Raw genomic sequence first — 25254 nt, 5'->3', positions numbered from 1 at the left:
CAAAAAACCCCCAACAAGTTTCATGATGTTGAGGGATTTTTCTACGTCTATCTATCCTATTCAAACAATGCCATTTGTTCATTCTCTCCAAGTCGGTCAATTGTAATTGGATCGTGATCTTGGAAATAGGCGTGATGCAGCCATTTTTCTTTTGTCATTACTTTCTTACTGGCATCAGTTGAAGCTCGTAAGCGACAGCTATAAATTACTGGGAAGTAATCTTGCAAGAACTTCCCTTCTGCATGCGCAGTTAATGCAATGATTTGGAAACCTAATTGCTCAGCTATAAAGAAAACTGGACTTAAAACGTGATCACTTGATGCTTTACCAAACGGGTTATCAAGAATCACCGTTCGGTGCCGCTTCATTGATGATTGAATATGCTTTTTCTTCTCTGCGACATAATTCAGAATACCAAGAAACAGTGTCATGTTTTTACTCCACTTTTCTCCGCCAGACCAGAGATTACTTTGTTCCCATGAATACGGGCGAGTGGTTACCTGAATGTCATTGGTTACTTTACGACAATTCACTTTCATCACTTCATTGTTCATGACCATTTGCAGCAGTTGTTTCGATTGCAGCCACATTTCAATTTGCTTTCTGACTTTCCCGTCATCTTGTAAACCAGATTCATTTGAAAATTGGTCTGATTCTAATTGTTGTAAAATCCATTCAACATAGTCTCTGATCCGCATCTTGCCAACTTCTTCTTCCCACTCTGGAATCGTGAATTTATAAATTTGTTTCCATTCATCACCGACTTTTACACGTGTTTTCTTCGGAATTTGTTTTAACTCTTCCACAAGTGTTAGGAGATGGGAATGAATTTGGTTAATAAACAACTGCAAATCTTCATCACTTTTACGAATATGTTCATTCGCATAATGGGAAATCTTCTCGATTCGGATCAGCATGTTTTTCTTGAATTCTGTAATCGCTGCATAGTTCTGTTTATTCTCCACGCCATTGATTGCCATTTTCTTCAATTTAACATCAGAGATGGTGTTGATACAGAAGTCTCTAAATTTGCGCTTGGCAGCTTCAACATCTTTTCGCTCAGTATCAACTTTCTTTTTGTTGTCACGTAACCGATCAGTTATCGCTTTAACAAATTGCTTGCGATTATACGTGAACTCCATGGATTCTTCTGTTGATAAAGCAATAGCTTCAATATCTGGTGCTGTAAAGTGATGTGCTTCTTCAAACATTTTCAGATCATAATTGGCACTATTTATTTCCTTTAATGCTTTTTCGATCCGACTTAACTCTTGATCAATAAATGTTTTTCTTTCACTTAGGTACGTTCGCTCTGACTCTAATGTAGCCCTGATTTCTTCCTCTGTTTCCTCAAAAAGTATCACTGCATCATTTGGATAATCCCGTTTGAATTGATCAATCTTGGATTTCCATTTTCCTTTTTGTTCATCTAGTGTTGTTTTCCTTTGCTGCATGTCTTCCGTCAATCTTTCAACCCGCTCATTTAAATCAATCATATCCGCCCATAACGTGCGCATAACTTGCTTGCCATCACTAGGAAAACTTCGATCCTGATCAATTGCAGGATGTTCTTGTAATACATCTACTATGCTTTGGTCGAGTCGTTCAAGCGCTTTAACCAAAGCTTGTTGCTTCGCGATCCATTCTCCTTGTGCCACGTTAATTTCACGAATCTTCATTTCAAGGGTGAAAATTCGTTCCTTTATAACGCCTTTACCTTCATCTACATACAATGGTGTGAGCGTTTGTAGCGCGTTATATTCTTCCTCTTGTTCGATCATTTTTAAGTGTGCATCCAAATTATTGAGTCGTTCTTGAAGTTGAATCCGCTCATCTTCAAAGCGATTCCAGTTATTTTCAATTCTAGTCAGTTCTTTTGTGAGTTGTGCTACCTTTTCAGTCGCATCTTTCTCTTTTGACTGCTCTACTTTTATCTCTTTTTCAAATTTAACATATTGAAATCCTTTTTCAATTTTTCCATCAATACCTTGTTTTTCATCACGATAGGTCTCAATTTGTTTTCTGTTTTGCCCAATCTTTGCTTGCTGTTCAGCAATGAAACGCTTTTCTTTCTCCATATCTGCAACTAATTCTTGCTGTTCATTTTTCAACGCCGAAAATTGTTCTTGAAGCTGTGTCACGTATTTATATGGATAGGCCTTTAAAAATTGGTTGAAAGCTTTTAGGCCATCTTCCCATCGTTTAATCTCAGCTTCCTTTTCCTCACGTAATACTGTTATCTCTTTTGCACGCGATTCAGTTTGTTCCTTCCAATTGATAAAGGAATCATAATCGATATTGTTGTCCCAATGACTAGGTGCAACCCACGACTGATTTGTCGTTCCTTCATGCATTGCCACCGCTTCTTCTGTAGTGATCACAATAATCGGGAACTGAAGATTATCAGACACATGACGGACTTTATCAATCACCTTCTGCTTCAATTTATCTGTTGTTACAAGCGTGATTGCCCAAAGTGGATAATTAGTGAGTCTATTTTTTTCTTGTTCACCAACTACTTGCAAGTACTCGACACCTGTAACTAAATAATCAAATTGATTTTTCCAGGAAGCAAGTTGTTCTGCTAAATAGGCATCCCCAAAAAATCGCTCTTGCTCGGCGTGATCATCAACAAACCGGTAAGATACACGTTCACGCGATAACAATCTATTTCGTTCATTGACTCGTTTATCAATTTCCTCTATTAGCCGCTTCTCAATCGAACCTTGTGATAAATAAACATTCTCTACCGTAGCCCATTGCTGTCTTAACATAGTTAAATTCGCCACTAGTTCAGTCTGATTTTTTTCCATCTCATCTAACTGATAGGCAACTTTATTTTTGTTGTTTTCAATTTCTGAGAGTTTAATTTGATTTGCTTCATTTCGTTCCTGTGCTTGTTTTTCTTCAGCACGTAACTGCTTCTCTTCACCGTTCAACCGAATGATTTCTTCATCTAAAAATTGACTCCGCTTTTGCCAGACTGCAAGCTGTTCCTTCACATCTTCTTGATCCGGATTTGAGAGGAGCTGCTGTTTTAGCTGATCCATATCTTTCTTGCGAGACTCAATAATACCTTTCATTTTAGAGAGAATATCACGCATTTCTTGTTCATTTTTAACTAAATCTCGTTTCTTTATATCCAACTGCTCCATCTGCTCTTGGATTGGACGTAATTGATAGTTTTGCGTTTGCTTATCCTTTTCAAGTTTTTCTATCTCTGTTAAATACCAGCCTAGTAAACGTTGCTTTTCTTCCTCTAACTTTTCTTGGTAATCAGTGATTTCAGCGGTTTGATCAATAGCAGCTAGTTCTGCTTCAATATGACGCAACTCATCAGCTTGTTCTTTGCGATCTTTTTTTAACTCGGCTACTTTTAATGAGTAGTAATCCTTATCGTATTGTTGTAGTAGTTCCTCTTGTTCTGTTTTCTTTGCTAACGCCTGTTTATACGTCGCTTCCAGCTCTTGATAAACCATTTCTTCTTGAAAAATATCAAAAGACATTTCCTTCACACGATAGGCGTGATCGTTTTTATTCCACTCCTCCAATTTCGCTTCAACATTTGACTGTTCATTTTCAAATTCACTCCGCTGCTTAAGCGTTTCGTTCCAAACACCTTTAGCTTGTTGCTTTACTTTTTGATACTCCAGTTCTCGGTCATGTAGTTTTTCATAAGTATTTACATAAAACTCCAACTGCTCTTGGATTACATTATTTTCTTCAAGTGTCTCTTTTAATTTCTTATAGTTTTTAAAACTCGTATGTTGTTGCTCAAACATATCTGCAAAAATCGTTGCGTCATGTCCAACGATCGAGCTCTCAACAGTTGGAATTAACAGCCTATCAAATAATTGATTGGTACTTTTACAATTATCAAAAAAAGCTTCTACGCCACCTTCTGAACTGTTAATCTTAACAATACTGTCCCACTCGCTAGCGATAATATGATATTGTTCTTCTAGAAAACTTTGATACGCTTTGATTGTTTGAAATGTTTGGGCATTATGCGGACTTTTATCACGCATATGGCTATAGTAATCCTGCATTTCGCCGAGCTCAGCTGTCCGTTTTCTGTCTTTTCCTTTGCGAACAAACGGGATTCCTTCGATACTATTCGGGTCATTGGCATCATATTCATAAACATAACGTAACGAATCTAAGCCATGTTTTGTTGTAAATAACGAAACCGCCGTTACGACATAACGTCGTGGCTGGTCATTAGTTATCCATTCGATCGCAATGTGAGCAGGTGCATTTTCTAGCATTAATGTCCGTTTCATTTTTCGATCAGCTAAATCAACATGCGGAATAATCGCTTGTAAAGCTGTTTGAATCAAAACGGTCTTTCCGCCACCATTTTCAAGTAAAACAGCACCATTATGGCCATCAAATAAAAACAGTTCATCATTATAACGCTTTCTTCCTTCTTCATAAACGATATTCGTTAACCGAATTTTACTAATCGATGGCATTTTCCACATCCCTTTCAAAACCATAAATAAATTCAAAGATCCCTTTGTTGTATTCCACTTCCATAAAGTATCGTTGCACAATTGTTTTTGCTTTTTCCGTTAAAGCTAGTTCATCATTACCAATCTCTTGAACAAGTTCTTGATCGACTAAAAATCGTTTCACCGTATCCATAAAACTAAATCGACTGATTGTGTTACCACTCTGCTTTTTTGACGTCTCTTTAATATCATCCATGTCTTCCCACTTCTCGATGATCAGACTCCAATTATAGGAGAACTCTTTTTCAAGCTGCTTTAACTCTTCTTCTTCATGTGTTTTCAATTGGTCAATTCGTTCTTGAATTAAACGTACCCATTCATCTAAACGAAGGAATTGGCGCGTTGGTTCCTGGCTTTGATAGGTATCATAAAAGGTTCCGAACAGAATAATCGTTGAAAAATAAAGCAAATAGATATCGCCATTCGTTGCACCTGACTTTAAATAACGGCGTTTAATCCAATCATTGCTGACATGAAAAGGAGACAACCGTGTTTCTGGCACTAAAAATAACTGCTCACTTGTTCCGACTACAACACAATCAACCTCACGTCCAAAAGCATCTAATAGACCGCGAATTTCATCATCCGCACGATACTGCTGGACTGTTTCTTTATCTGCAACACCATCTCGTGCTAGTTTTGTATAAATTTGAAAAGCTTTAAGAACTGTTTGTTCAGCGTAATGCATCGGCTGTCTCCTCCAATCTTATCTGAAATTCTTGTATAGAAAAGCGTTTATACCGGTTAATAATTCCTTTGCCCTCTTCGACAATCAACGTGCGATCTTCAAGTAAAGCAAGTGCTTCACCTAATAATGTTTGGCCTTCCTCTTCATCGACATCTCCATTTATAATCGGAGAGCGTTGATGCAGAATTAGCCAAAAATCATAAAAATAGCGTTGTTCAAATAATGTTGCCTGCTCACTTTTGTCAAGGTAGTCGATAAAATCAGATAATGACTCTCCCTGACCTTCATCATAGGCAATTAAAAAGTGTTCCATTAATTGTTTGTACTGCTCCATTAACCAAGCTCTGTACGGGTTGTCCTTTTCACTTGTATCGACTTCTATAAAACTTTGATCAACTTTCTCTTCGCGGTCTTCTGTGATATTTTGTTCAGCAAAAACAGTTAATGGCGACCACACTTGATTTTCTTCGACTTTTAATAATGGGTGGAGTAAACCAGTCATTGCTTCAAGTGGTAATGGTGTGGAGATAACTTTAGAGACAAGATCTTGATCAAAGTTAAATGCTTGTATCCCTGTATAGTAAAGTGATTCTTGCGCCGTCACCAATGTTGTATTTTTAAGTGCTAATGTCTGTTCCAATAAGCGCGAGTGGTCATAATGAACCGATTCTAACTCTCTAATAATCTTTAAAATTAATGAATAGGTTTTCTGTTCTTTTTGATGAATATCCTTGGAATAAAGTCGTTCACGTGTTTCTTTAACAAATTGTCGAAGCTCTTTAAACTCCTCGTCTTCACGTGTTAAACGTCCATAGATATCTTCAAGTAGTTCTTTATAGCGTTCAAACGTTTCTTCAGAGACAATACTACGCTGGATTTCATGGTTGAGTTTGATCATTCTTTCTTCTAAACTTTCCACATCAATCTGCATCTCATTAATCTGTCGAAGCGCTCCTTTGAACTCTCCTTTATCCAGCTGTTTACGAAGCATCAATTGATTAATAGATAATTGAAATTCGCTGTAGAACTCCTTAGTTGCAAAAACAAGCTCAAGACCATCCTCATCAAGTGTATAATATTGCATATTGGTCTCACGATCAAAATTATTTGCTTTTAAAAGCGAGTATTCCATTGCTTCTTCTTGAGCCGTTTCCCAATTAAAAAAAGTATAACTGCGCTTTTTCCCAGTAGTTGGCCTGAATGTGTGTATAATTGTTCGGGCAATCCGTTCATATTCCGCTTCATCTAACCGATACTGCCTTTCTGTTACCAGTTGCAAGAATGCCGCAAGCTGCTTTGCCCCTGTTTTATACTGCCGCATTAATTTTTGTTCAAAAAAGAAAAGCAATGTTAGTAAGCCAAGGCCTTTCATATCAATCATTGTCTCGGACTGATCCTGTTCACGTTTTCGATCTAATTCATACAAGGGATCAAATAAAGCCAACCGACGCATTCGCTCCCGGTAACCTCCCGTTATTTCCACTATATCAAGTTGGTCCAATCTGATTCCCTCCATATCTGTTGCAATTCTTTTGTTTTTAGTGTTTCTTGCGGATGGTATTTTCCGTTAGCTAGCATCTCTTTCATTTGCTCTTGTTGTTCATCTGAAAAAAAGGGTAAAAACTGTTCAAGTGATGTGATTTGTTCACGCTGGTATTCCTTACCTATAGATGGCGTTTTTACTAAGCATGCCTGATAGAATGGCATTGCTAATATCATCTTTATTTTCTTATCTAGAGAATGCCAGATTGCAATTCCTTCACGATCGATATCACCAAAATAAAAGAAGTGGTGCTTAGCTTCGACTGGATATTGCATCGAAAACTGTTCCATACTTTTAATCACAGCTTTGCCACTTCCATAGATTAAGCTTGCAAACATTGTTTCCTTTAAAGCAGGTAATAACCCTTGATAGGTTGTTTTATTTTCTACGATTAAATGGTATTGACTAGCTTCGTGTATTTTTTTGGGGTTAATTGCAAACATAAGTGGTTCTGAAACGGGGATAATTTGTAATCGATCAAAAAGACCAATTCGTTCAAGCACTTCTTTTCCACCCTTTTCCACAATCCACTTCTCATCACCTACAAGCGCATAGCTACGTTCTGGTGCAGGTACTTGGTCGTCAGGAAATCCGTGCTCTTTTATGTACGCATCAATTTTTAAAATAGCAGGTAGATCCTTTTTCCATAGCGAAGGATCTTTTCCGTAATACAGATCAAGGTTAATTGCAGCGTGTAAAGTGCTTCGATAGTGTTGCAGTTCGACATGAAAATCTTCTACAATTAGATTTTTATTAATGCGGTAATTGAATGCTAATGAGGGTGTTCGGGATGTCCGACCTTTTGCCTTTACCATAACTAGTATCCCTTGCTTTTCTAGCTGTAAAACTGCTTCTGCAAAAGCTGCATAGGTAGGTAAGAAGGATTTCATCAAAAACTCTAGTTCAGCCAGTTTGATCGTTTTCTTTTTGTATGTAGCTAGTAATCTTTTTATTTGCTGATCCATGCACAATACACCTCTAGTCATTTAACTAATTCTTTTGTTTAATTGTACTAGATTTTGCCGGAAAATGCAGTTTATTATCACTTGTTTAGAAGATTTCCTAAGGAGGAGTATATCGATCTCTTGGAGCAACAATGTTATCAATTTCTTTCCAAATTAAAAAGACATCTCTCCATGTTAGGAGAAATGCACACAGTACAGTTGGAAAAATAGTATTTGTTGTCATCCAATGAGTTTCATTAATGAATATCTTTTATTCGTGCCATACACAGTGGAGCTCCGCAATTAATAACTTCTTGTTTCACATTTGCAATCGTTAACACAAAGACACAATATAAAATAAGCTAGAGATGATATTTAAAATTACTTCAATATTATCCCTAGCTAACGCCTTTGTCTAGAGTGCTTAAAATATTCTATATAACACGTTGTGCGATCATCTGACAACGAATAGTAAATAATATATTTATCAATAATTAGCTTATAACTACCTTTCCATTCTCGTTCATTTACTGGGATACTAGTACCTAAAAGTGAAACCTTTTCTTCAATATTTTTCACTAAACTTTTTTTATATTCTTTTGTCTCCTGCATAGTAAAATGCTGACTTTTAATGTTTTGAAATCCTTCTAATGCTTGATTAGCCCATTTTATCTTCATCTACAATTCACCTTGTTCTATCATCTCTAATACGTCTTCAGTTGAATGGAAATTACCATCTAACACATCTTTTTTTGCTTGAAGTAATTTTTGTTTTAGCTCCGCATCAGCATTAACGTCCTCTTTTACTGTAGATTCTGGTTTTTCGATTAAAGTTAAATGATATTTTTTGCCGTCTAGCTCTATAACTGATTCTACATCATGAATAATACTTTTAATCAACTCTGCCTCGTAACCATCAAGTTTTCTCATACTCTTATTCAACCTCCATTTCATATTACTTTCCCCTAATTATACTACAGTTTTTATATACATTGAAATTGGTAATTAGATTTAGTAAGATTAATCTAACACATCTGTTTGTTTAATGAGTAGCCGCCTGAATTCTATGCTTTTACTTCCTTGATTATCACAAACTGCAAAATTATAAAGTTTATCCAAGTTATAAGTGGAACAGCAAATACTAAGTTATGAAGATGTGAATGCCCAAAAGTTCTTGCTTCATCATCCATTAATATCCACATCATTAAAATTAAAAATACAAGGTTAAAGCAAAAAGCCGACAGCATACTCAATAATTTATTGTTTTTCTTTTTTAAAATGGAAACTGACAAAACTGTTGAACCCAGCAAAGACAGTGAAATAATAATGTGATTCAAGCCACACCACCTTTGTATTATTGCTACTCCATTAAATCTTCTTCATTTAAATAAATCGATTTTCCTTCTTGTAAGCGTGCCATATCTTCACCTGAAATAATAACAGTGGAATTACCTTTACCTTCAATAGAAATCCTAAAGGAAGCAAGATCAGAAACATTCTCATCAAAAGGGATAACATAGAAATTTTCTCCGTCTATCACTTCATAGAAAGTAGCATCAGCTGATTCATTACGCGTGACAACTGTTATTCCAGTGATTGCTGTGTCTTTAACAACTCCCAACATTGTAGGATTAATATCCTGTTCTTCACTCAATACCTGTAACGATAACACAAACGGATCATTCATCGGGACATCTTGGTTCACATGTCCACCACCACCTACCCATTTGTAGCCGGTTAATCCATTCCTCACCATATCAACAGTATACATTGAATTTTTGCCGCTATTTGCTTCACCTACCGCATAAACCATTGTTCCATTTTCCGTAGTTACCGTGTCAATCATTTCAATATTTTCAACTGTTCCTTCTCTAAGCTCACGTATTGGTTCTAACGGGTCTCCGCTTTGATAAAAAAGAATTAGTAAAACAAATCCGATAATAAGTGCACCTATCGTAAATATTTTTTTCACTTTTATACCCTCCCCTAACAAATACTAATTTTTGTTAATTTTAGCGTATCATATATTGAATGCGTTTAAAATAAATTTTTTTAACACAACTTGGACATATTAGAGAGATAGGAGGTGAGAATATGAGTAAAAAGGATTTAAACAAAATGGAATTCAACAAACAAAATGAAGAAGCTAGCTATAACGCTTCGCTAGAGGTACAACAAGAGGAAGGTTACCAAGATAAAAGATACAGAAAAAATGCGCGTGCTACAGCTTCTGTTGAACCAAATTATCCAAGGATCGATACTGGTAATATATAATAAAAGACGAACAAGGAAACTACTCCAAACCTAGCTGTGTTCTGTCTTTTTACATATACCTTTTTATACACAAACTGATTGTCACACCATAAATTGTAAGCAGAAATACAAAATTAAAAGTGCTGCAAACTGCTCAGCAGCACTTTTTCACAACAAATAGCTAAAGTTCGATAGAAAATCTTATATGATTCCAACTCTAAGTATTTCGTTTGTTGATGATAAATTCCCATTCTTTTCTCAATATCCCCATCTTAATTGCATCAAAATATTCACCATTGACCATTCTTGCATCTCTTATTCTCGCTTCTTCTTTCATTCCCAATTTGTCCGCAACCTTTATCATTCTTGTGTTTCCTGACCACGTTGACATACCTAACCTGTGTATATCAGTTGAGGTAAAAAGGTAATCAATCCAAAGCTTATAAGCTTCAGCACCGAATCCGCCGTTCCAAAATCTGCTGTCATAAATAACAATCCCTGTTTCAAGCCAGTTTGTATTTTGATCTACCCAATAGCACCCAACGTAACCGATAGTTTTGGCGTCGCATTTTATAGTAAGCGAAGCCGGTATATCTGGAAAGATTTCTTTATTCCAATCTTTTCTATAATCATCCATTCTAGGTCAAGGATATAATTAGAATTGTTATGATAGCTTGCAAGTCTAATAAAAAATGCGCAATCATAATTGGAAAAAGCCGTTTGTTAGAAAAAAAGATAACTGCCAGCATTAAAGCTAAAGGTAAATAAGAAAAAACACGCCAAAGCATAAATTGATAATCAAAAAGTAAAGGTAGAGAAATATGTTGAAAAGCAAAAGCGAAGGAAACAATAAATAAAGCACTCCACTTACTCTTTAACATGACCTGAAGTCTTGGAGAAGCATATCCCAAATAAAGTGGGGTTTCAACAGCCGCTACAGATACTGGCATCAAAAACAATGCAATAAAAACTGCCCAAATTGGTAACGGCTGAATCATTGTTTCTGGAGGCATTCCTCCATAAATAATAAAAGCACTTCCATATAACCCAATACCACCAACTAGAGCTGATAGTACACCTAACCCTAATCCTAACCCCAAATCTTTTACTACTCTTTCCTTTTGAAAACTAATAAATTCAAGATATTTTATCCCCTCTCGTTTCAATAAAAACATAACAAAAATAAAGGTTAAAATACCAACTAAAATAACTTGATATGTCCACCAGACTGACGCTTGTTCGAGTGGATTTTCACTGCCAAAAATTGAAAAGTAAAAAGCAAAAATCAATCCAGTTATGGCAAAGAAAGCTGTACGAAAGATAAGTGCTATAACAACTAATGAACTTCGAGCATAATTTTGATTCACTGTTCCAACCCCTTTAACTAGTACCAATTCAACTAACCTACTCAGTGCAATTAAAAAATAACCTGTTCTATCAAATTTATTTCCTAAACCCTCCTCTTCTAGTTCTTACTCAGTATTCAATTATCCTCCCTTTAAGTAAGATTAAATTCTTGGCTTTAACAAAAAAGCTTATATTCAATACATTTATTTTCTATTTAACAACTTTAGAATTAATTTAAGCTTCTATTTTTATATTTTTGATAAATGTAAAAAGTGCAAACTAATAAAATCTCTCTTAAAACAAATACACCATATCAATATGATATGGTGTACAACCGCTCCCAGAGGACCGCCAAAAATAAGGTAAATAACCCAAGAAGAACACTTATAAATTTTTTCATTTCTTTTAAAACTCAGCCTTCGTTCTAAGTATCAGTAATACTTTGTTGGTCTGAATGTTTCATTAAGTTCGCTTGTCTTTTCATCAATACGTTTTTCAACACTGTCAAAGTAAGGTTTAAGATCTTTCACAACCTCACCCTTCATACTCGAAACTAACTTTTTAAGTTCTTCCTGTTCCTGTTTAATTACTTTTAATTCATCGAGAATTAATTTCAACGTTTCATCCATTAAAATCACTCCTATTCTAATTTTTAAAATCACTTCGATCCTTTGACCGTAATCAAACTACATTGGCTCTGATTTAGAAAACGAAATGGTAATCCTGTAGTGCCAATACCACTATCAACATAGATATATTTCCCATCTTGCTGTGGATATAATCCTTTATCTAAGCCTGTAAAACTGTGTCCCCGCGCTACAACCGATCCAACAATCGGAAATCGTATTTGTCCACCATGTGTATGACCACATAACGTCAAATCAATTGGCTTTTCATGAAATGTACCAATAATATCAGGGGCATGTGATAACAGCACAGTATAAGCTGTTTCATCGATCCCATTTAGCGCTTCTGGTAAGTGATCATGCGCAGTAGTAAAATCGGCAACGCCAGCTAAATTGAAAGTCACATCACTTAGTTGAATTTTCTTATTGGTATTATCAAGCATTGTCACTTTTCGCTCTTTCAATCCAGTGAAAAATTCTTCTGCTTTCGGGTTCCCCCATTCATGATTCCCAGAAACAAAATAAACATGTTTATTCATTGCAACAAGCTCTTCAACTAAATGAAACATTTGACTAAAATCACTCGTTTTCCGATCAATCAAATCACCTGTAATCACAATGATTGAAGCATTTAATTGCTTCACTTTACGAATTAACATCTCATTTTGATAACCAAATACATTATTGTGTATATCACTTAACTGTAAAATTGTAAAAGATGACCCTTTTGGAATTTTACTCGTATCAACTTTGACTCGCTCTACTTTAAACAATTTTGTATCATAAAATATTTTAACCAGTGTAGAAATCACGGTAGCTAAAATTGTAAATAAAATAAAACCCGTACGCATTCTCATCTCGACATTCTCACCTCTTCATGCTATTCTGCTTCAATAGTTATCACACTAAATTGACTCTGATTCAAAAAACGAATTGAAAGTAAACTCGTTCCTAGTCCGCTATCAATATAGAGATATTTTTTATTTTCCCATTCATATGTACCTTTGTCTAACGCAGGAAAAAATCCCTGATCTGGTGCAATTACTCCACCAATCAATGGAAAGCGAACTTGCCCTCCATGTGTATGGCCGCTTAATATCAAGTCAACTGGTGTTGATACAGACATGTCGCTAATATCAGGTGTATGCGATAGTAACACCGTATAGTTCTCTTTTCTAACACCTGCTAGAGCCTTTATCAGGTCATCATGCATTGTTGAACTATTTCCAACCCCAGCTAAAGTTAATGTCTGATTACCTAATGTAATGGTTGTATTCGTATTATCCAGTATTGTCACATTCCGTTCCTCTAATCCTGCAAAAATAGCTGCAGTATGCGTGTTACCCCACTCATGGTTCCCAGAAACAAAATAGACATGTTCATTTTGTGTAATTAATTCTTCAACTAAATGGAAGACATCCGTTAAATCATTTGTTTTTCTATCAACCAGATCCCCTGTTATCACAATAATATCAGGATCTACATGGCTCACTTCGTTAATAAGGGATTCATTCCCCTCACCAAAATCATGATTATGTATGTCACTTAATTGCACAATTGTCACAGAAGATTCCTCAGGCAATTTATCCGTCTGGAATGCGACATGATTTACCTTGAAAAAGTTGGTATCATAATATACTTTAATGCTCACAGCTACAAGCAATAGAATACTAATATATAAGAAAATCCGCTTCCTGCTCCACATACCTCGTCCCCCTGACAAACTGGTTTATGATGTCAATTTTATCATGCTTTTTACGTGAATGATCGAATAGTTTAATTTTTTTAATCTAATCCATATCTTTCACTTTAATCTCTTGTATCGAAATGGATTAGAGGTTAATATCTTTAAAGTAACAGACTAGGTCCACTTGTAGTCCTAATAAGTATAATTCGTTTTTATTATATTTCTGGAAAAACAAACACATCAGCTTGTTATATGGTAATATTTTGGTATAAAGAACTGTTAAATAGTAAAAGTTGAATGAGGGATTACCTTGATTAAAAAAATTGATATAAAAAACAGAAAAAGTGCTGAAAGAGTTTTTAACATTCAAATACCATCATACATGGTAGAGGCTGAAACAATTAACTTTTATGAAATACCGCCATTAAACGATACAGTTAATACTTTGCAACAATGCAAGGAAACTTTTTTTGGATATCATCTAGAGGAAGAACTATGTGGAGCAATATCAATAAAAGTATATAATAATGAAATTGATATACATAGGCTATTTGTACACCCAAGCCATTTTAAAAAAGGAGTAGCCCAGATGCTTCTAAATTACATTGAAAGTAATTTCGAGGTAGGAAAAATCAAAGTAGGAACAGGGTCAAAAAATATCCCAGCAGTTAGCTTTTATAAAAAGAATGGTTTTAAAAAAATCAAAGAAGTGATAGTAAGTGAAAAGTTATCCCTATCCTTCTTTGAAAAGAAACTATGATTCCCTCGTTATTCATAGAAGAACAAAAAACTCAGGCACTGAAATGGAGTTCACTCCATTTCAGTGCCTGAGTTCTTCTATCACAATCTATTCATCTTTCTTCGGGTCTGGAATAAAAATTTGACCTCGTTTTTCTTTTTTCAATAGGGTTTGAAGAAGTGTTCTTGATAAATCACTTGCTTTATACGGTTTAACTAAGTAATCAGCAGCACCAAGGGCAAGGCTCTTATCTTGTTCTTCTAGTGCAGAAGATATAATAATTGGGATATCACTATATGGTACTTGCATACTCTTTAATTCACGCATAAATCCCCAACCATCCATCTCGCCAGCTTCAAGGTTTAAGTCAAGTACGATCGCATGAGGTAATTCAACCTTCAACTGTTTTAATGCATCGGTTGCTTTGGTAAAGCTATGAACAAAGAATTTATTTTCTTCTAGCTCTTGTTCAATTAAACCTGCGAGACTGCGATCGTCTTCAATAATAAACACCTTATAACCTTCATCCGCTTTTGTACTTTCAATTGGATCGGTCGTATTTGATATCGTCTCTACCAATGGTAGTTTAATAGTGAATGTACTTCCTTTTCCATATTCAGAAGAAACAAACACATCACCATCATGGGCATAACTAATTTCTTTTACAATAGCTAAGCCTAACCCTGTTCCACCAATGGTTCTCCGATCGGAATTGTCAACACGATAGAATTTAGAAAATAACTTATCCAAGGCATCAGTTGGTATTCCTAAACCTTCATCTTTGATTGCCGTCTGAAGGTAACCACTATCTTGATAAAGTTGAATTTGAATTTTCCCACCATTGGGACTGTATTTAATAGCATTGCTAATAAGATTAGTGAAAACTTGCTTCAGCTTATCTTTATCACCAAGAACAGTTGTGAAACTGGTATCAACCTGTACCTCAAAATGATGTTCCGTCGTGTTTATCTTTTGCGAATCTACTACTTTTTCAATTATTTCTAGCAAATCAATGTATTTTTTTTCATAGCTCTGTTTGCCTGCTTCCATTCGTTGTACATCAAGGAAATCATTGATTAAAGAAGTTAAACGTTTGGTTTCTTGATAGATCGTGGTCAAATACTTCTTCTGTCTCTCTGGTTTCAATTCACGATTCAACATTAGCTCGGTATAGCCATAAATACTGGCAAGCGGTGTCCGTAATTCGTGACTTACTGTACTAACAAACTCTGATTTCATTTGATCGATCTCAGCTTCTTTTGTAATATCTCGATGAACAAAAACAGTACCAATCTTCTCCTCATCGTGGAACAAGCTATTTGCATAAACTTTATACACTTTATTGGTATTATTTATTCTGTAAGTAAAGGAGTCATCTATATCAACTGCTTCTATCGCTCTAGTTAGAAATAAGCTAAAGTCATCTTTTTCTTGAATATAGGACTTCATCCCGTCAAGCCACTCTACCATCGACAGACCAAGAATTCCATTTGTCCAGCTGTTACAACCAAAGGTATTACACAACTTTTGATTGACTTGAATCGTTTTCCCGTCCAGATCGACTAACTGTATCCCTTCAAGAACCGTATTAAGTATATCTTGATTTCGCATCCGGTCTTCTTCTGATTGATCATACATTTGGATGTTCTCTAATGAAATCGAGATCTGCTTTGCAAACCCTTCATATTCTTCCAACTGCTCCTCTAAAAATGGAGAGCCAAACCGACTTAGAACAAGCACTGCAGTCACTTCATTTTCAACATCTACAATTGGTAGATATAAATCATAGCCATAACTCTTTTCTTCATGAAAACCTTTTTCATTCTGATCTAACTCCCGCTTAACTGTAAAGCTTTCTTTATAGCGGACTAATTTTTCATTTAAGCCGTTATCTAGATTATTAAGAAATTGTTCCTCTCCTGCTTTTGAGATGCCATAAGAGGCATAATCATCTTCATCCAAAAAAGAAATGATTCCTTGATCTGCTTCTGTTATCTTGCACATATTGACAATGATCTCATCTAAAACCGTTTGTTTATTAAGGGAATTAGAAATACCTTTCACAAAATCATTTCGGTGTGTTAAGTTATTTTCACTTCGCTTTAAATTTGCCAAAGCAGTTTCTAGTTCAACCTGTTGTGCTTCAAATTCATCTTGTTGTGCGATCAATTCTTCATTGTGTCCAATTAGATCCTGTTCCTTATCTTGAAGAGATACAACCATTTTCTTAAAAGCGACAGATAACCTGCCAAGCTCGTCTTTTCGATTACTAATAAGATTGACATTCACATCGACTTCTTTACCAGCGGCAATTTCATTTGCTACTTCTGCAAATTCACTTAATGGTTGGCCTACATTCTTAAACATAATACGCGTCATTCGGAACAAAATCACTATGATGCTTAACAGATAAATACCGACTATGATCAAGATATAGCTGTTCCTTTCGGTAAGCAACTCATAATTTGATTCAATTTGATTGTCAACTTTACTGCGATAGTTTCGAACCTCCGTTTGGAATGTGCTTAATGTCTTCGTTGCGCCTTGATTGGCCACTTGTTGCACTTCTTCCCGATCACCTTGCTCAAATTCAGTAATCACTTCTGGTACTAATTCTCCATAATAATAATCTAAATACTCCCTAACATCATCAAGAAAAATATGATCTTCAGGTGTCTCAGCTACTTCCTCAAAATCTACTAGTAAACCACGCAATTTTTCTTCTTGTGCGTAACCACTTGCTTTTAATGCTTCATTTTCAAAAGCAAAATACCCTCTAAAATCAAAAAAGGCTTGATTAAAACTATTATCAATTTGCTTAATAATTGTTTCTTTTTGTTCTAATAAATTATTTTGGTTCGCATGGAACTGATTTAGTTGACGATACCCAAAAGCAATAACAACAGCACCAATTACAATAAATAGTAAGACACGAAGCATTAATCCAACAAATTGTAATGATAAACTTTGCTGTAAATAATTTTTAATTTTCATTAATAATTTCCTCTACTTTTTCTAATAAAGCTAATGGACTAAATGGCTTAGACATAAAGTAATCAGCACCTATATCTAATATCTTTTCTTGCTCGGACTGTTGATTTTTGGCAGACAACATTAATATTTTTGCATCTTTTTTAAGCGGATTTTTTCTAATATTCTCTATTACTTCTAGCCCTGTTACTTGAGGCATCATGTAATCTAGAATAAGCAGATCATAATCCGCTTGTTCGATTTTCTCTAATGCCTCTTTCCCATCAACCGCTTCATCTATTTCATATCCCTCATCTTCCATCGTATCAACGATCAACATTCGAAGCACTTCTTCATCTTCTGCTAAAAGGATCTTTTTCATTGTTATTCCTCCACTATTTCAGCATTTTTATATAAATCTTGCATGATATAATACGATTTCTTTAATCGTTCATGGTAAGTTGGTAGATTCCAAGTATCCCATGAATAATGCGAGCTAAATTGATGGCTAATGGCATTATCTTCAGTTGCAGCAACACCGATGTTGATCCCATCAATAAATTGGCTACTATCTAATCCACCATCCCACACATCTCCCATAACTTCCTTTAAACTTGGGTCTTTAACATTTAACAGTAGCCAAGGAATACGTATTTCTATCATTCTTTGATCTTCACCAATACTTATATCGGTTAAAGAATTAAAATCTGAATGATTCGGATTTCCATTACCTATTAAAAGTTCCCCTGTTTCATACGACTCAAATGGCAAGCTAATATCTACTTCAGGTATGATTAACTCTTTATTTAAAGCTAAACGAATCGGATGGAAAACACCATTATCCTTCTGGTCCGCATAGGCTTCTTTTGGAATCATTTCTAAGGTGTGACCATATTGATAGTGAAATACATCATAATAACTATCAACTAGTAACCTTGCATCTTCTGGACTTTTTAGCTCTAGTTTAAAATCTGTAGCAAAATCAAACCGCGCTTGCTGCCCATTCGTTAGACTCAATTCTGTTTGACCTTGTCCCGTTATAGAATCCAGTGCAATATAAAAGTCATTCTCGTCCCAATCAATTGGCTTTGATAAATCAAGTCGCATATATAAATATGCTTGATCCGCATCCATGTACATGTTCTTAATCAACTCATTTGAATTTTCAGCTTGATAGAGCGGTTCTTTAGCTTTTCTTTCCCAATCTACACTATTTCCATCTACATAAATAATTGATTCCGTTGTGCCTGGATCAAAGCTCAACAAACCAAAATGCTGTTCATTTGTCTGGTAATCACTCCAATAAGGTCTGCGATCTGGGTTATCATAATCCATGGTATTCCATGTTCGTTTAAACCACTCATCATGCCATGCAAATACAAGTCCACCAGCATAGTCTTCCTGGACAATGGATTCAAACAGTTTAGCATTAGCCTTTCCTTGTTCAGTTTCAGAATTGTGTCCTTGATCCATGCCATGCACATTTCTGTGTGTTAACCCACGTGAAGCTGGCACACCAAACTCTGCTACAAGAACAGGCATGTCATGGGCTTTTCTTAGATCGTTTAAATAACCTGCATAATTATTTTTCTCACCCTTATGATCCAGATAATTTTGATAGTCTGGATTTAGGTTTAAAAAGTCAGGATAATACGGATACACATGATAAGAAGCAAACATACCACTAGTAAATTGATCTGTCGTTCTAATATGATTTGGATTAACCGATACAAGATCCTCTTCTTCTAACGGCTCATAAGGATGTTCCAATAAATCCGTTGTTACCCAGTTGGTAAAACTAAGCGCATGTTGCCAGTTGTATTCAGCTGTTTCATATTGAGCAGTATACTCCAACATTTGCGCAAGCCACACTTCAAACGGTGAAGCATCTGTTGTTTCTACAAATTCACCTTTAAATTGATCTATTTTCTCATTTTTACTATTTGTGTTTTTAACAACGTAAGGATCCCACTCTGTCCCGAAGATGTAACCCGCCACATAGGGCGAAACATCCTTTGTATATGCACCAGAAGCATGTCCTGGGCGTTCCGGTAAGACAACATTTCCGTGCACCACATCAATCATGCGCTTTATTTCTGCTTGCACTTCATCAACAATTATTGATGAGAACATATCTTGTGTTGTAAGCATGTCTTCCTCATTAACCCATAGTCCATGAAAAATAAATAAGGGTTCTTTCGCTCGTTGGTTATACTCATATAGAGCTTCATAGAAAGCAGGTGGATGTATTGTATATACTCTGATTGTATTCGCATGCATATCACCTATTTGCTGGAACCAGCGGAAATATTCATTCTTAGTAATTGCTGTTTCACCAGGGAAAGCACCAGGTTTGGCAATACCCATATTTACACCTTTTATTAATAGATCCCGCCACTCTCCATCTTTCAATACTTGAATATGAGAACCATTAGTCTGCATGTTGGTTTGAATGCCGTTCGTTTCTGCAATATTGACAGTCTCTTGTTCCACTGTATTTTCACTAGATTGAGCCAAAATGGTTTCCATAATAGGAACATAAGCATCCCAATAAAACGTTTGGTTTCCCTGCAATTGTCTGATAAAGTCCAAACCTGTAGATTGATAGATTCCTGGAACTTCTCTTTGATCCGCGTAATCTCCAGCAAAATAATAGGTACTAAATCGTGCATTTTGCTGCTTAACAATTGCTGGGAACTGATTTGAAATACCGAGAGACTGAAGTTCTTCTTTTTCTTTTTCAACTAACGGTAATGTATAAGTAGCTAATACTTCCTCTTTATCATTTGCAGTAATTACATCAAACCAATAGCCATATGATGTTGTTATTTTATCACCAAAAAACGCTTCCCCTTCATCTGTTGTTTGAAAAAGCACCCCATCTTCTGTGATCCCTTCTTCAGAGACCACATGAACGAAGTCATTATCGCTAACAAAAACAAACCCAGGTCCCTGAAAGTTCCACGCTTGACCTTGCGCGTCTAGATTTCCTTTCACCCAATTCGGCACTTCTGAATTAGCTAAATCAGGGAAATACCTCCCAATCCAGCCATTCCACTCGATGTTTAAGAGATTATACATTCTCTCACGAACAGCTGGTTCTGTTGGGCTAGCAAATGTATTAAATTCAGCAATTAAAGTCGTCCCATTTTCATACAATGCTTGCTCAAGCATATCTACTTCTGCCATTTGTAATCCACCATACATTAGCTCGGATCTAGCACCTGTTTCATTTGCACCATAAAACTCTTCTTCATAAACCCCATAAGAATCTGCTAAATAAATCATGTCATAAGAATCCATTTGTTCAGGCAAGGTGCTTGTTCTATATTGATCGTTATTTAATGGATGAAACCCAACATAATCTTCTGCCTGATTATAATTCGTTCCATCTGATTTCTTGTACTTATTGTTATTCAAAACCCAAGTCAATCCTTGATGTTCTTGATACGTTTGATTCGGTACCGTTTTATCAAAAATTAAGACATCAAGCGTCTCAGAAGGCTTAATCTGCCAAAGCCAAAAAGGGCTCGAGATAATAAGCAAGAACAAAAATATATAAATAATAAAATAATATCGACCGGATAGTTTCTTCATTTTGATACACCTTTTCTTTTCATATCGCCCCAACTATGGTCACGTCGAATAATTTGCCAAATTCCCTCACATCTCCATAAAACCGTAAGCGGACGATACCACATCGTTTCTGTTAGGGCATATAGGAATAATTTAATAATGTCTAATACTTTCGGGTATTTTCGTAAACTCCATTCTTCTAAAAGTACAGATGCCATGGAAAAGATAGATCCATAAAGCGCTGATAGTAAAAATAAAAGAATAGCAAATTCAATATAAACCCCACCAGCAAATAAAGAAAAAATAATAAACACATATCCAGAAAGTTCTACAATTGGTCCTAAAAATTCAATCAACCAAAAATAAGGAATCGAAACTAATCCAATTGAGCCATATTTCGGATTAAGCGTTAACTTACGATGTCTCCACAAGCTTTCAAATAACCCTTTGTGCCAACGTCTCCTTTGACTCCTGAGAACACCAAAACTCTCTGGCACTTCTGTCCAACAGACTGGATCAGGAACGTAGACAATCCTTTTGTTTAATCCCTTTTCCTTTATGATTCGATGAAGTCGAACGACCAACTCCATATCTTCACCAACTGTATTTCTCTTATAACCTCCCGATTCTATTACCCAATGCTTTGAAAAGACACCAAATGCGCCGGAAATAATCAATAAAAGGTTATGACGACTTAACCCAATTCTCCCCATTAAAAAAGCACGTAAGTACTCAATTACTTGCATCACAACAATAGGTGAATTAGAAAGACCTATTTTCACTAAATTACCATTTCGAATATCACAACCATTCGCAATTCTGACACTTCCTCCAGATGCAATTACTTCCTCACCAGAATCGATAATTGGTTTCATCACTTTAAGAAAAGCATCATTCTCTAAAACAGAATCTCCATCTAACGAACAAAAATAAGGATAATGAGCAAAATTTAAACCAGCATTTAATGCATCTGCTTTTCCACCATTCTTTTTATCTATCACATATAAGTTTGGTAATGTTTTAGACTGATAGATTGCTTGAACCTCTTCTGTTTCTAATTGTTTTCGCACGATCTTATTAACTTTAACCATTTCGTACTGCTCCATCATCATGAGCAACGTTCGGTCTTTTGACCCATCATTTACAACGATAATTTCAAATTGCGGATAATTAATCGTCAACAAAGATCGGACACTTTGCACAACACCAGCTTCCTCATTATATGCTGGTACAATAATGGACACTGGTCTCGTAAAGCTTTCATCCATATAATCTTCATATGGTTCCGTCCGATTTAACCGATATTCCTTTCTAATTTGAAGCATAGAGAAAAAAAGAATAATGGTATAAAAAACAATAACGGTCACCATATAAATTGTAATGCTCCAGGCATAAACTTCTAAAATCAAATTCCAATCCATTTATGTTAAGACTCCTTTATTTAACCACTCTCTCGCCATATCTTTTGCGTAATTGTCCTGACTCTGTTCAATAACTTCAATTAGAATTTCATTTCCATTCGGAAAACTTGCAATAGTATCACCTGCTTGTTGACGTACCCACCAATACTCGTCATGCAGTAACTTCTTTAGACAACTGATTGTTCGATTATCTTGTAACATTTTGAATAGCTTTGCTACAAGCATTCTTTCTTGCCATACAGGTGAGTCACATAAAGGCATATAACGTGTGATGTCCTCCACATACCCAAGATTAGCAAGTGTTTTTAATGCCCGTAGTTTTACTTCTCCACTATTTTTCTCGAAAGTGGACTCCAAAAAGGTGACATACTCCAAATTCTTTAACTGGCTAATTCTTTCTAATATCGCACACTGTAAGTTTAGAGAATAATTTTCAAAACGATCAATCAAGTAATCTAACTGCTCCTCTTCTACTCTTCGAAGAATATTTCTCAGATCAAACTCTAACAGTTCTTCATGTTTTAGTTCGATATATTCTTTGAATTTCGGACTATTAAAACGTGCTAACACGCATAAACTTTGGATAATTTCATCCTTTGATGATGCTAGATTGTCTAGGATCTCTTTTTGTACATCCGCTTCTAAATTTTTCATATAAAAATCTTCAATATAATACAACGTATTCATCCGATTACTCCACTGTCTACTTGTTAAATTTTCTCGATACAATTCTGATAAATGACGTTCTGCATAGTTGGATAGATTCAATCGTGTTTCTTCTCCCTCCAATATGTCAGAAAAATCTCTTAATAATTCCTCTATCGCTAGTTTTCTATCCTTACCAATCGGTTCTATTAAGCGCGTTACTTCTCCTGAACTTAAGTAATCATACACAGGAACCCTATATTTCTCTTTATAATTATTAATACGTTTACGTACCTTGTTCTCTCTTGCTTTTCTTATTAGCAAGTAACCTAAAAGTACCGTAAGTAATGTGACAACAAAAATCATTAGTACTGATAGGACAGACAATTCTGTAGTAAGCATCCCCTCTACCCCTCTACTCAATCCGTTCAAGTAATCGTTGAATTCTTGCTTGTAGTTCTGTTATATTAAATGGTTTTGTTAAATAATCATCCGCACCTAAAGACAAAGCCCGAACAATGTCGTTTTCACTTTTACGACTTGTTAACATCAAAACATTAAACATTGCTGCATGCTCTAGTGCTTTTAGTTTCTGTAATACCTCAATTCCGTCCATGACAGGCATTACGCCATCTAAAATAACAAAGTGTGTTCCAATTATTTCATGGCGCTCACTCTCAAAGAACTTCGCACCATCTTCAAAAACCTCAATGTCTAACTCAGTGTGATCTAAGGTAATATTGTTAAATATTTTGGTTAGAATTGTTCGAATGATCACTTCATCATCAACAATGGAAATATACAGCTTTTTCTTAGAGGACTCTTGCAAAAAGTCATTCCCTATTTCAATTCCAGCGCGTCCATTTTCCTTCACTTTATATAAAGCAAGATCTGCTTTTTCAAGCGTAGTTGCTAGTTCTACTTGATCTTCGTAAACCGTAAAAATTCCAGCTGAAAAAGTCAGAGAAAATGACTGTCCATTTTCTGTATGTTCTATTTCTCTGTAATTTGTCAGCATGACCTCAAGTTTTTCTTTAACAACATCATACGAAGCATCTGGAAATAAAATAACAAATTCCTCGCCACCATATCGAAATACAGTATCCGTACCCCTCACGTTTCTAGTCAAAAACTGTGCAAAGTGATGCAACACTCTATCACCTGCTGCGTGTCCATAGGTATCGTTGATTTTTTTGAAAAAATCAATATCAAGCATCACAATAGTAAACGGAATCTCGCTAACAGAAAGATTCTCTAGTTGTCGTTGGTAGACATCATATAATAACTTTCTATTATATACTTGTGTTAGTTCATCAATTAGAACAGATTGATCAAATAATGTCTTTCTTTGAATATGACGTCCGATTCTGACAACAAATTCCTCAATATCAATCGGTTTACCAATAAAATCATCTGCCCCCATCTTGAAAGCAGCAATCCGTTCTTCTCGTCCTTGATTCGCACTTATAATTACTTTTGGGATAAATTGCTTTTCATTATGTTCATGTATATCTTTTAATATTTCAAATCCATTTTTTGTTGGCATTTCGAGATCTATTACTAAACAATCTGGTAGCATGTCAAAATATTGATTGGTTGCTTTTACTGGATCAGTATTAGCAAGAACCATCCACCCCTGTTCTTCTAATGCATCTTTAAGCAGGATCAGCATGGATACATCATCATCGATTAAGTGTATAAGTGGGGCTTTTTCATTTCGTTCAATGGTAGGTTCTAATTCTTGCGCTATTTCCTCTTCGAAATTTTCATACTCATAACTGATTTGTAGTAATGGATATAAATATTCACTTAGTTCAGAACTTTTCCAGTTCTTTTCTTCTGTTTGGTCAACTTCTGCAAGTAAATTTGATGTGAGCTGGAACAAACCCTTCAACTGTATTGTTCCTGAAGTTCCTTTTATTGAATGAAGAAAACGATACACTTGCTCATTTGGAATTTGTTTTTGCTTCCCAGTTTCAAACCATTCAACTGCTTGTTTTTTTATGTTGTTAAATAATAACTGTTTATATTTCTCTAGATCCATTGAGGATCCCCCCTCTTAATATACTCTATGTATTACCCAAAGATAGAGGTGTTTTAACCTTTTCAGAGAAATTGTTAACCTAGCAAGAGTTGGTTAATAATTTCTGAAATGAAAACCCCATTAATTTATTTATTGAACAAGCACGCCAGTAACTATTTTTCGCTCGTATTTCATACTATTTTGTCGATTCTATTATTATTTTATAATAACACGTAGTAGTAGATTGTGCTTTGTTCAGTATATGAATACAGAAAAAA

20 protein-coding genes and 1 pseudogene are annotated in these 25254 nt (G+C 35.4%); 2 read left to right on the top strand and 19 right to left on the bottom strand.

Annotation, left to right across the window (positions count from 1 at the left end):
* Positions 1-56: 56 nt before the first annotated feature.
* The 8 genes from D2K40_RS02415 to D2K40_RS02380 form a co-directional block, all read right to left on the bottom strand.
* A complete protein-coding gene (locus tag D2K40_RS02415; RefSeq protein WP_117152633.1) occupies positions 57-4475 on the bottom strand; it encodes a hypothetical protein in 4419 nt (1472 codons plus the stop codon).
* Positions 4462-5202: a DUF6063 family protein gene (locus D2K40_RS02410; protein ID WP_117152631.1), complete on the bottom strand. Its 741-nt coding sequence runs from the start codon at positions 5200-5202 to the stop codon at positions 4462-4464. The genes D2K40_RS02415 and D2K40_RS02410 overlap by 14 nt, the downstream gene beginning before the upstream one ends.
* Positions 5189-6703 (bottom strand): replicative DNA helicase, encoded by a 1515-nt coding sequence (locus D2K40_RS02405; RefSeq protein ID WP_117152629.1) that lies wholly within the window; start codon positions 6701-6703, stop codon positions 5189-5191. The genes D2K40_RS02410 and D2K40_RS02405 overlap by 14 nt, the downstream gene beginning before the upstream one ends.
* A complete protein-coding gene (locus tag D2K40_RS02400) occupies positions 6685-7710 on the bottom strand; it encodes a Wadjet anti-phage system protein JetD domain-containing protein (RefSeq protein WP_117152627.1) in 1026 nt (341 codons plus the stop codon). Before D2K40_RS02400 ends, D2K40_RS02405 begins: the two co-directional genes overlap by 19 nt.
* Before the next feature lie 381 nt (positions 7711-8091).
* Positions 8092-8367 carry a type II toxin-antitoxin system RelE/ParE family toxin gene (locus tag D2K40_RS02395; protein WP_117152625.1) on the bottom strand — a complete coding sequence of 92 codons (276 nt, stop codon included), beginning with the start codon at positions 8365-8367 and terminating at the stop codon, positions 8092-8094.
* Positions 8368-8619: a hypothetical protein gene (locus tag D2K40_RS02390; RefSeq protein ID WP_117152623.1), complete on the bottom strand. Its 252-nt coding sequence runs from the start codon at positions 8617-8619 to the stop codon at positions 8368-8370.
* Between the two features lie 134 nt (positions 8620-8753).
* Complete coding sequence (locus tag D2K40_RS02385; protein WP_117152621.1) at positions 8754-9026, bottom strand: hypothetical protein; 273 nt, start codon at positions 9024-9026, stop codon at positions 8754-8756.
* Positions 9027-9049: 23 nt separating this feature from the next.
* Entirely contained in the window at positions 9050-9661 is a 612-nt protein-coding gene (locus tag D2K40_RS02380; RefSeq protein ID WP_117152619.1) for a hypothetical protein, read from the bottom strand.
* 122 nt (positions 9662-9783) lie between these two features.
* Here D2K40_RS02380 and D2K40_RS02375 point away from each other — a divergent pair, with 122 nt between their 5' ends.
* Positions 9784-9963, top strand: coding sequence for a hypothetical protein (locus D2K40_RS02375; RefSeq protein WP_117152617.1), 180 nt, complete (start codon positions 9784-9786; stop codon positions 9961-9963).
* Between the two features lie 196 nt (positions 9964-10159).
* On the opposite strand, the pseudogene D2K40_RS02370 reads toward D2K40_RS02375, so the two are convergent.
* The 5 genes and pseudogenes from D2K40_RS02370 to D2K40_RS02350 all read right to left on the bottom strand — a co-directional run.
* Positions 10160-10561 (bottom strand): annotated as a pseudogene (locus D2K40_RS02370) (GNAT family N-acetyltransferase); the annotation flags it as partial.
* Positions 10562-10580: 19 nt separating this feature from the next.
* On the bottom strand, positions 10581-11309 hold the full coding sequence (locus tag D2K40_RS02365) for a CPBP family glutamic-type intramembrane protease (protein WP_117152613.1): 729 nt from the start codon (positions 11307-11309) through the stop codon (positions 10581-10583).
* 411 nt (positions 11310-11720) lie between these two features.
* Positions 11721-11918, bottom strand: coding sequence for a hypothetical protein (locus D2K40_RS02360; RefSeq protein ID WP_117152611.1), 198 nt, complete (start codon positions 11916-11918; stop codon positions 11721-11723).
* Between the two features lie 29 nt (positions 11919-11947).
* Positions 11948-12772 (bottom strand): metallophosphoesterase, encoded by an 825-nt coding sequence (locus D2K40_RS02355; protein ID WP_229666577.1) that lies wholly within the window; start codon positions 12770-12772, stop codon positions 11948-11950.
* A gap of 23 nt (positions 12773-12795) precedes the next feature.
* Positions 12796-13620, bottom strand: a complete 825-nt coding sequence (locus D2K40_RS02350) for a metallophosphoesterase (RefSeq protein WP_117152609.1) — start codon at positions 13618-13620, stop codon at positions 12796-12798.
* A gap of 292 nt (positions 13621-13912) precedes the next feature.
* Here D2K40_RS02350 and D2K40_RS02345 point away from each other — a divergent pair, with 292 nt between their 5' ends.
* Entirely contained in the window at positions 13913-14362 is a 450-nt protein-coding gene (locus D2K40_RS02345) for a GNAT family N-acetyltransferase (RefSeq protein WP_117152607.1), read from the top strand.
* 87 nt (positions 14363-14449) lie between these two features.
* On the opposite strand, the gene D2K40_RS02340 is transcribed toward D2K40_RS02345, so the two are convergent.
* The 6 genes from D2K40_RS02340 to D2K40_RS02315 are packed head-to-tail and all read right to left on the bottom strand — an operon-like array spanning position 14450 to position 24997.
* Complete coding sequence (locus D2K40_RS02340) at positions 14450-17335, bottom strand: ATP-binding protein (RefSeq protein WP_117152605.1); 2886 nt, start codon at positions 17333-17335, stop codon at positions 14450-14452.
* Complete coding sequence (locus D2K40_RS02335) at positions 17325-17693, bottom strand: response regulator transcription factor (protein ID WP_117152603.1); 369 nt, start codon at positions 17691-17693, stop codon at positions 17325-17327. The genes D2K40_RS02340 and D2K40_RS02335 overlap by 11 nt, the downstream gene beginning before the upstream one ends.
* Before the next feature lie 2 nt (positions 17694-17695).
* Positions 17696-20908, bottom strand: coding sequence for a hypothetical protein (locus D2K40_RS02330; RefSeq protein WP_117152601.1), 3213 nt, complete (start codon positions 20906-20908; stop codon positions 17696-17698).
* On the bottom strand, positions 20905-22308 hold the full coding sequence (locus tag D2K40_RS02325; protein WP_117152599.1) for a glycosyltransferase family 2 protein: 1404 nt from the start codon (positions 22306-22308) through the stop codon (positions 20905-20907). Before D2K40_RS02325 ends, D2K40_RS02330 begins: the two co-directional genes overlap by 4 nt.
* Positions 22309-23355, bottom strand: a complete 1047-nt coding sequence (locus D2K40_RS02320; protein ID WP_117152597.1) for a HEAT repeat domain-containing protein — start codon at positions 23353-23355, stop codon at positions 22309-22311.
* A gap of 13 nt (positions 23356-23368) precedes the next feature.
* A complete protein-coding gene (locus D2K40_RS02315) occupies positions 23369-24997 on the bottom strand; it encodes a GGDEF domain-containing response regulator (protein ID WP_117152595.1) in 1629 nt (542 codons plus the stop codon).
* Positions 24998-25254 lie beyond the last annotated feature (257 nt).

Source organism: Paraliobacillus quinghaiensis (genome assembly GCF_003426025.1).
GTDB classification, from domain to species: Bacteria; Bacillota; Bacilli; order Bacillales; family Amphibacillaceae; genus Paraliobacillus_A; species Paraliobacillus_A quinghaiensis.
The sequence above is the reverse complement of the archived record's forward strand: the minus strand, read 5'-3'. Positions and strand labels throughout refer to the sequence as shown.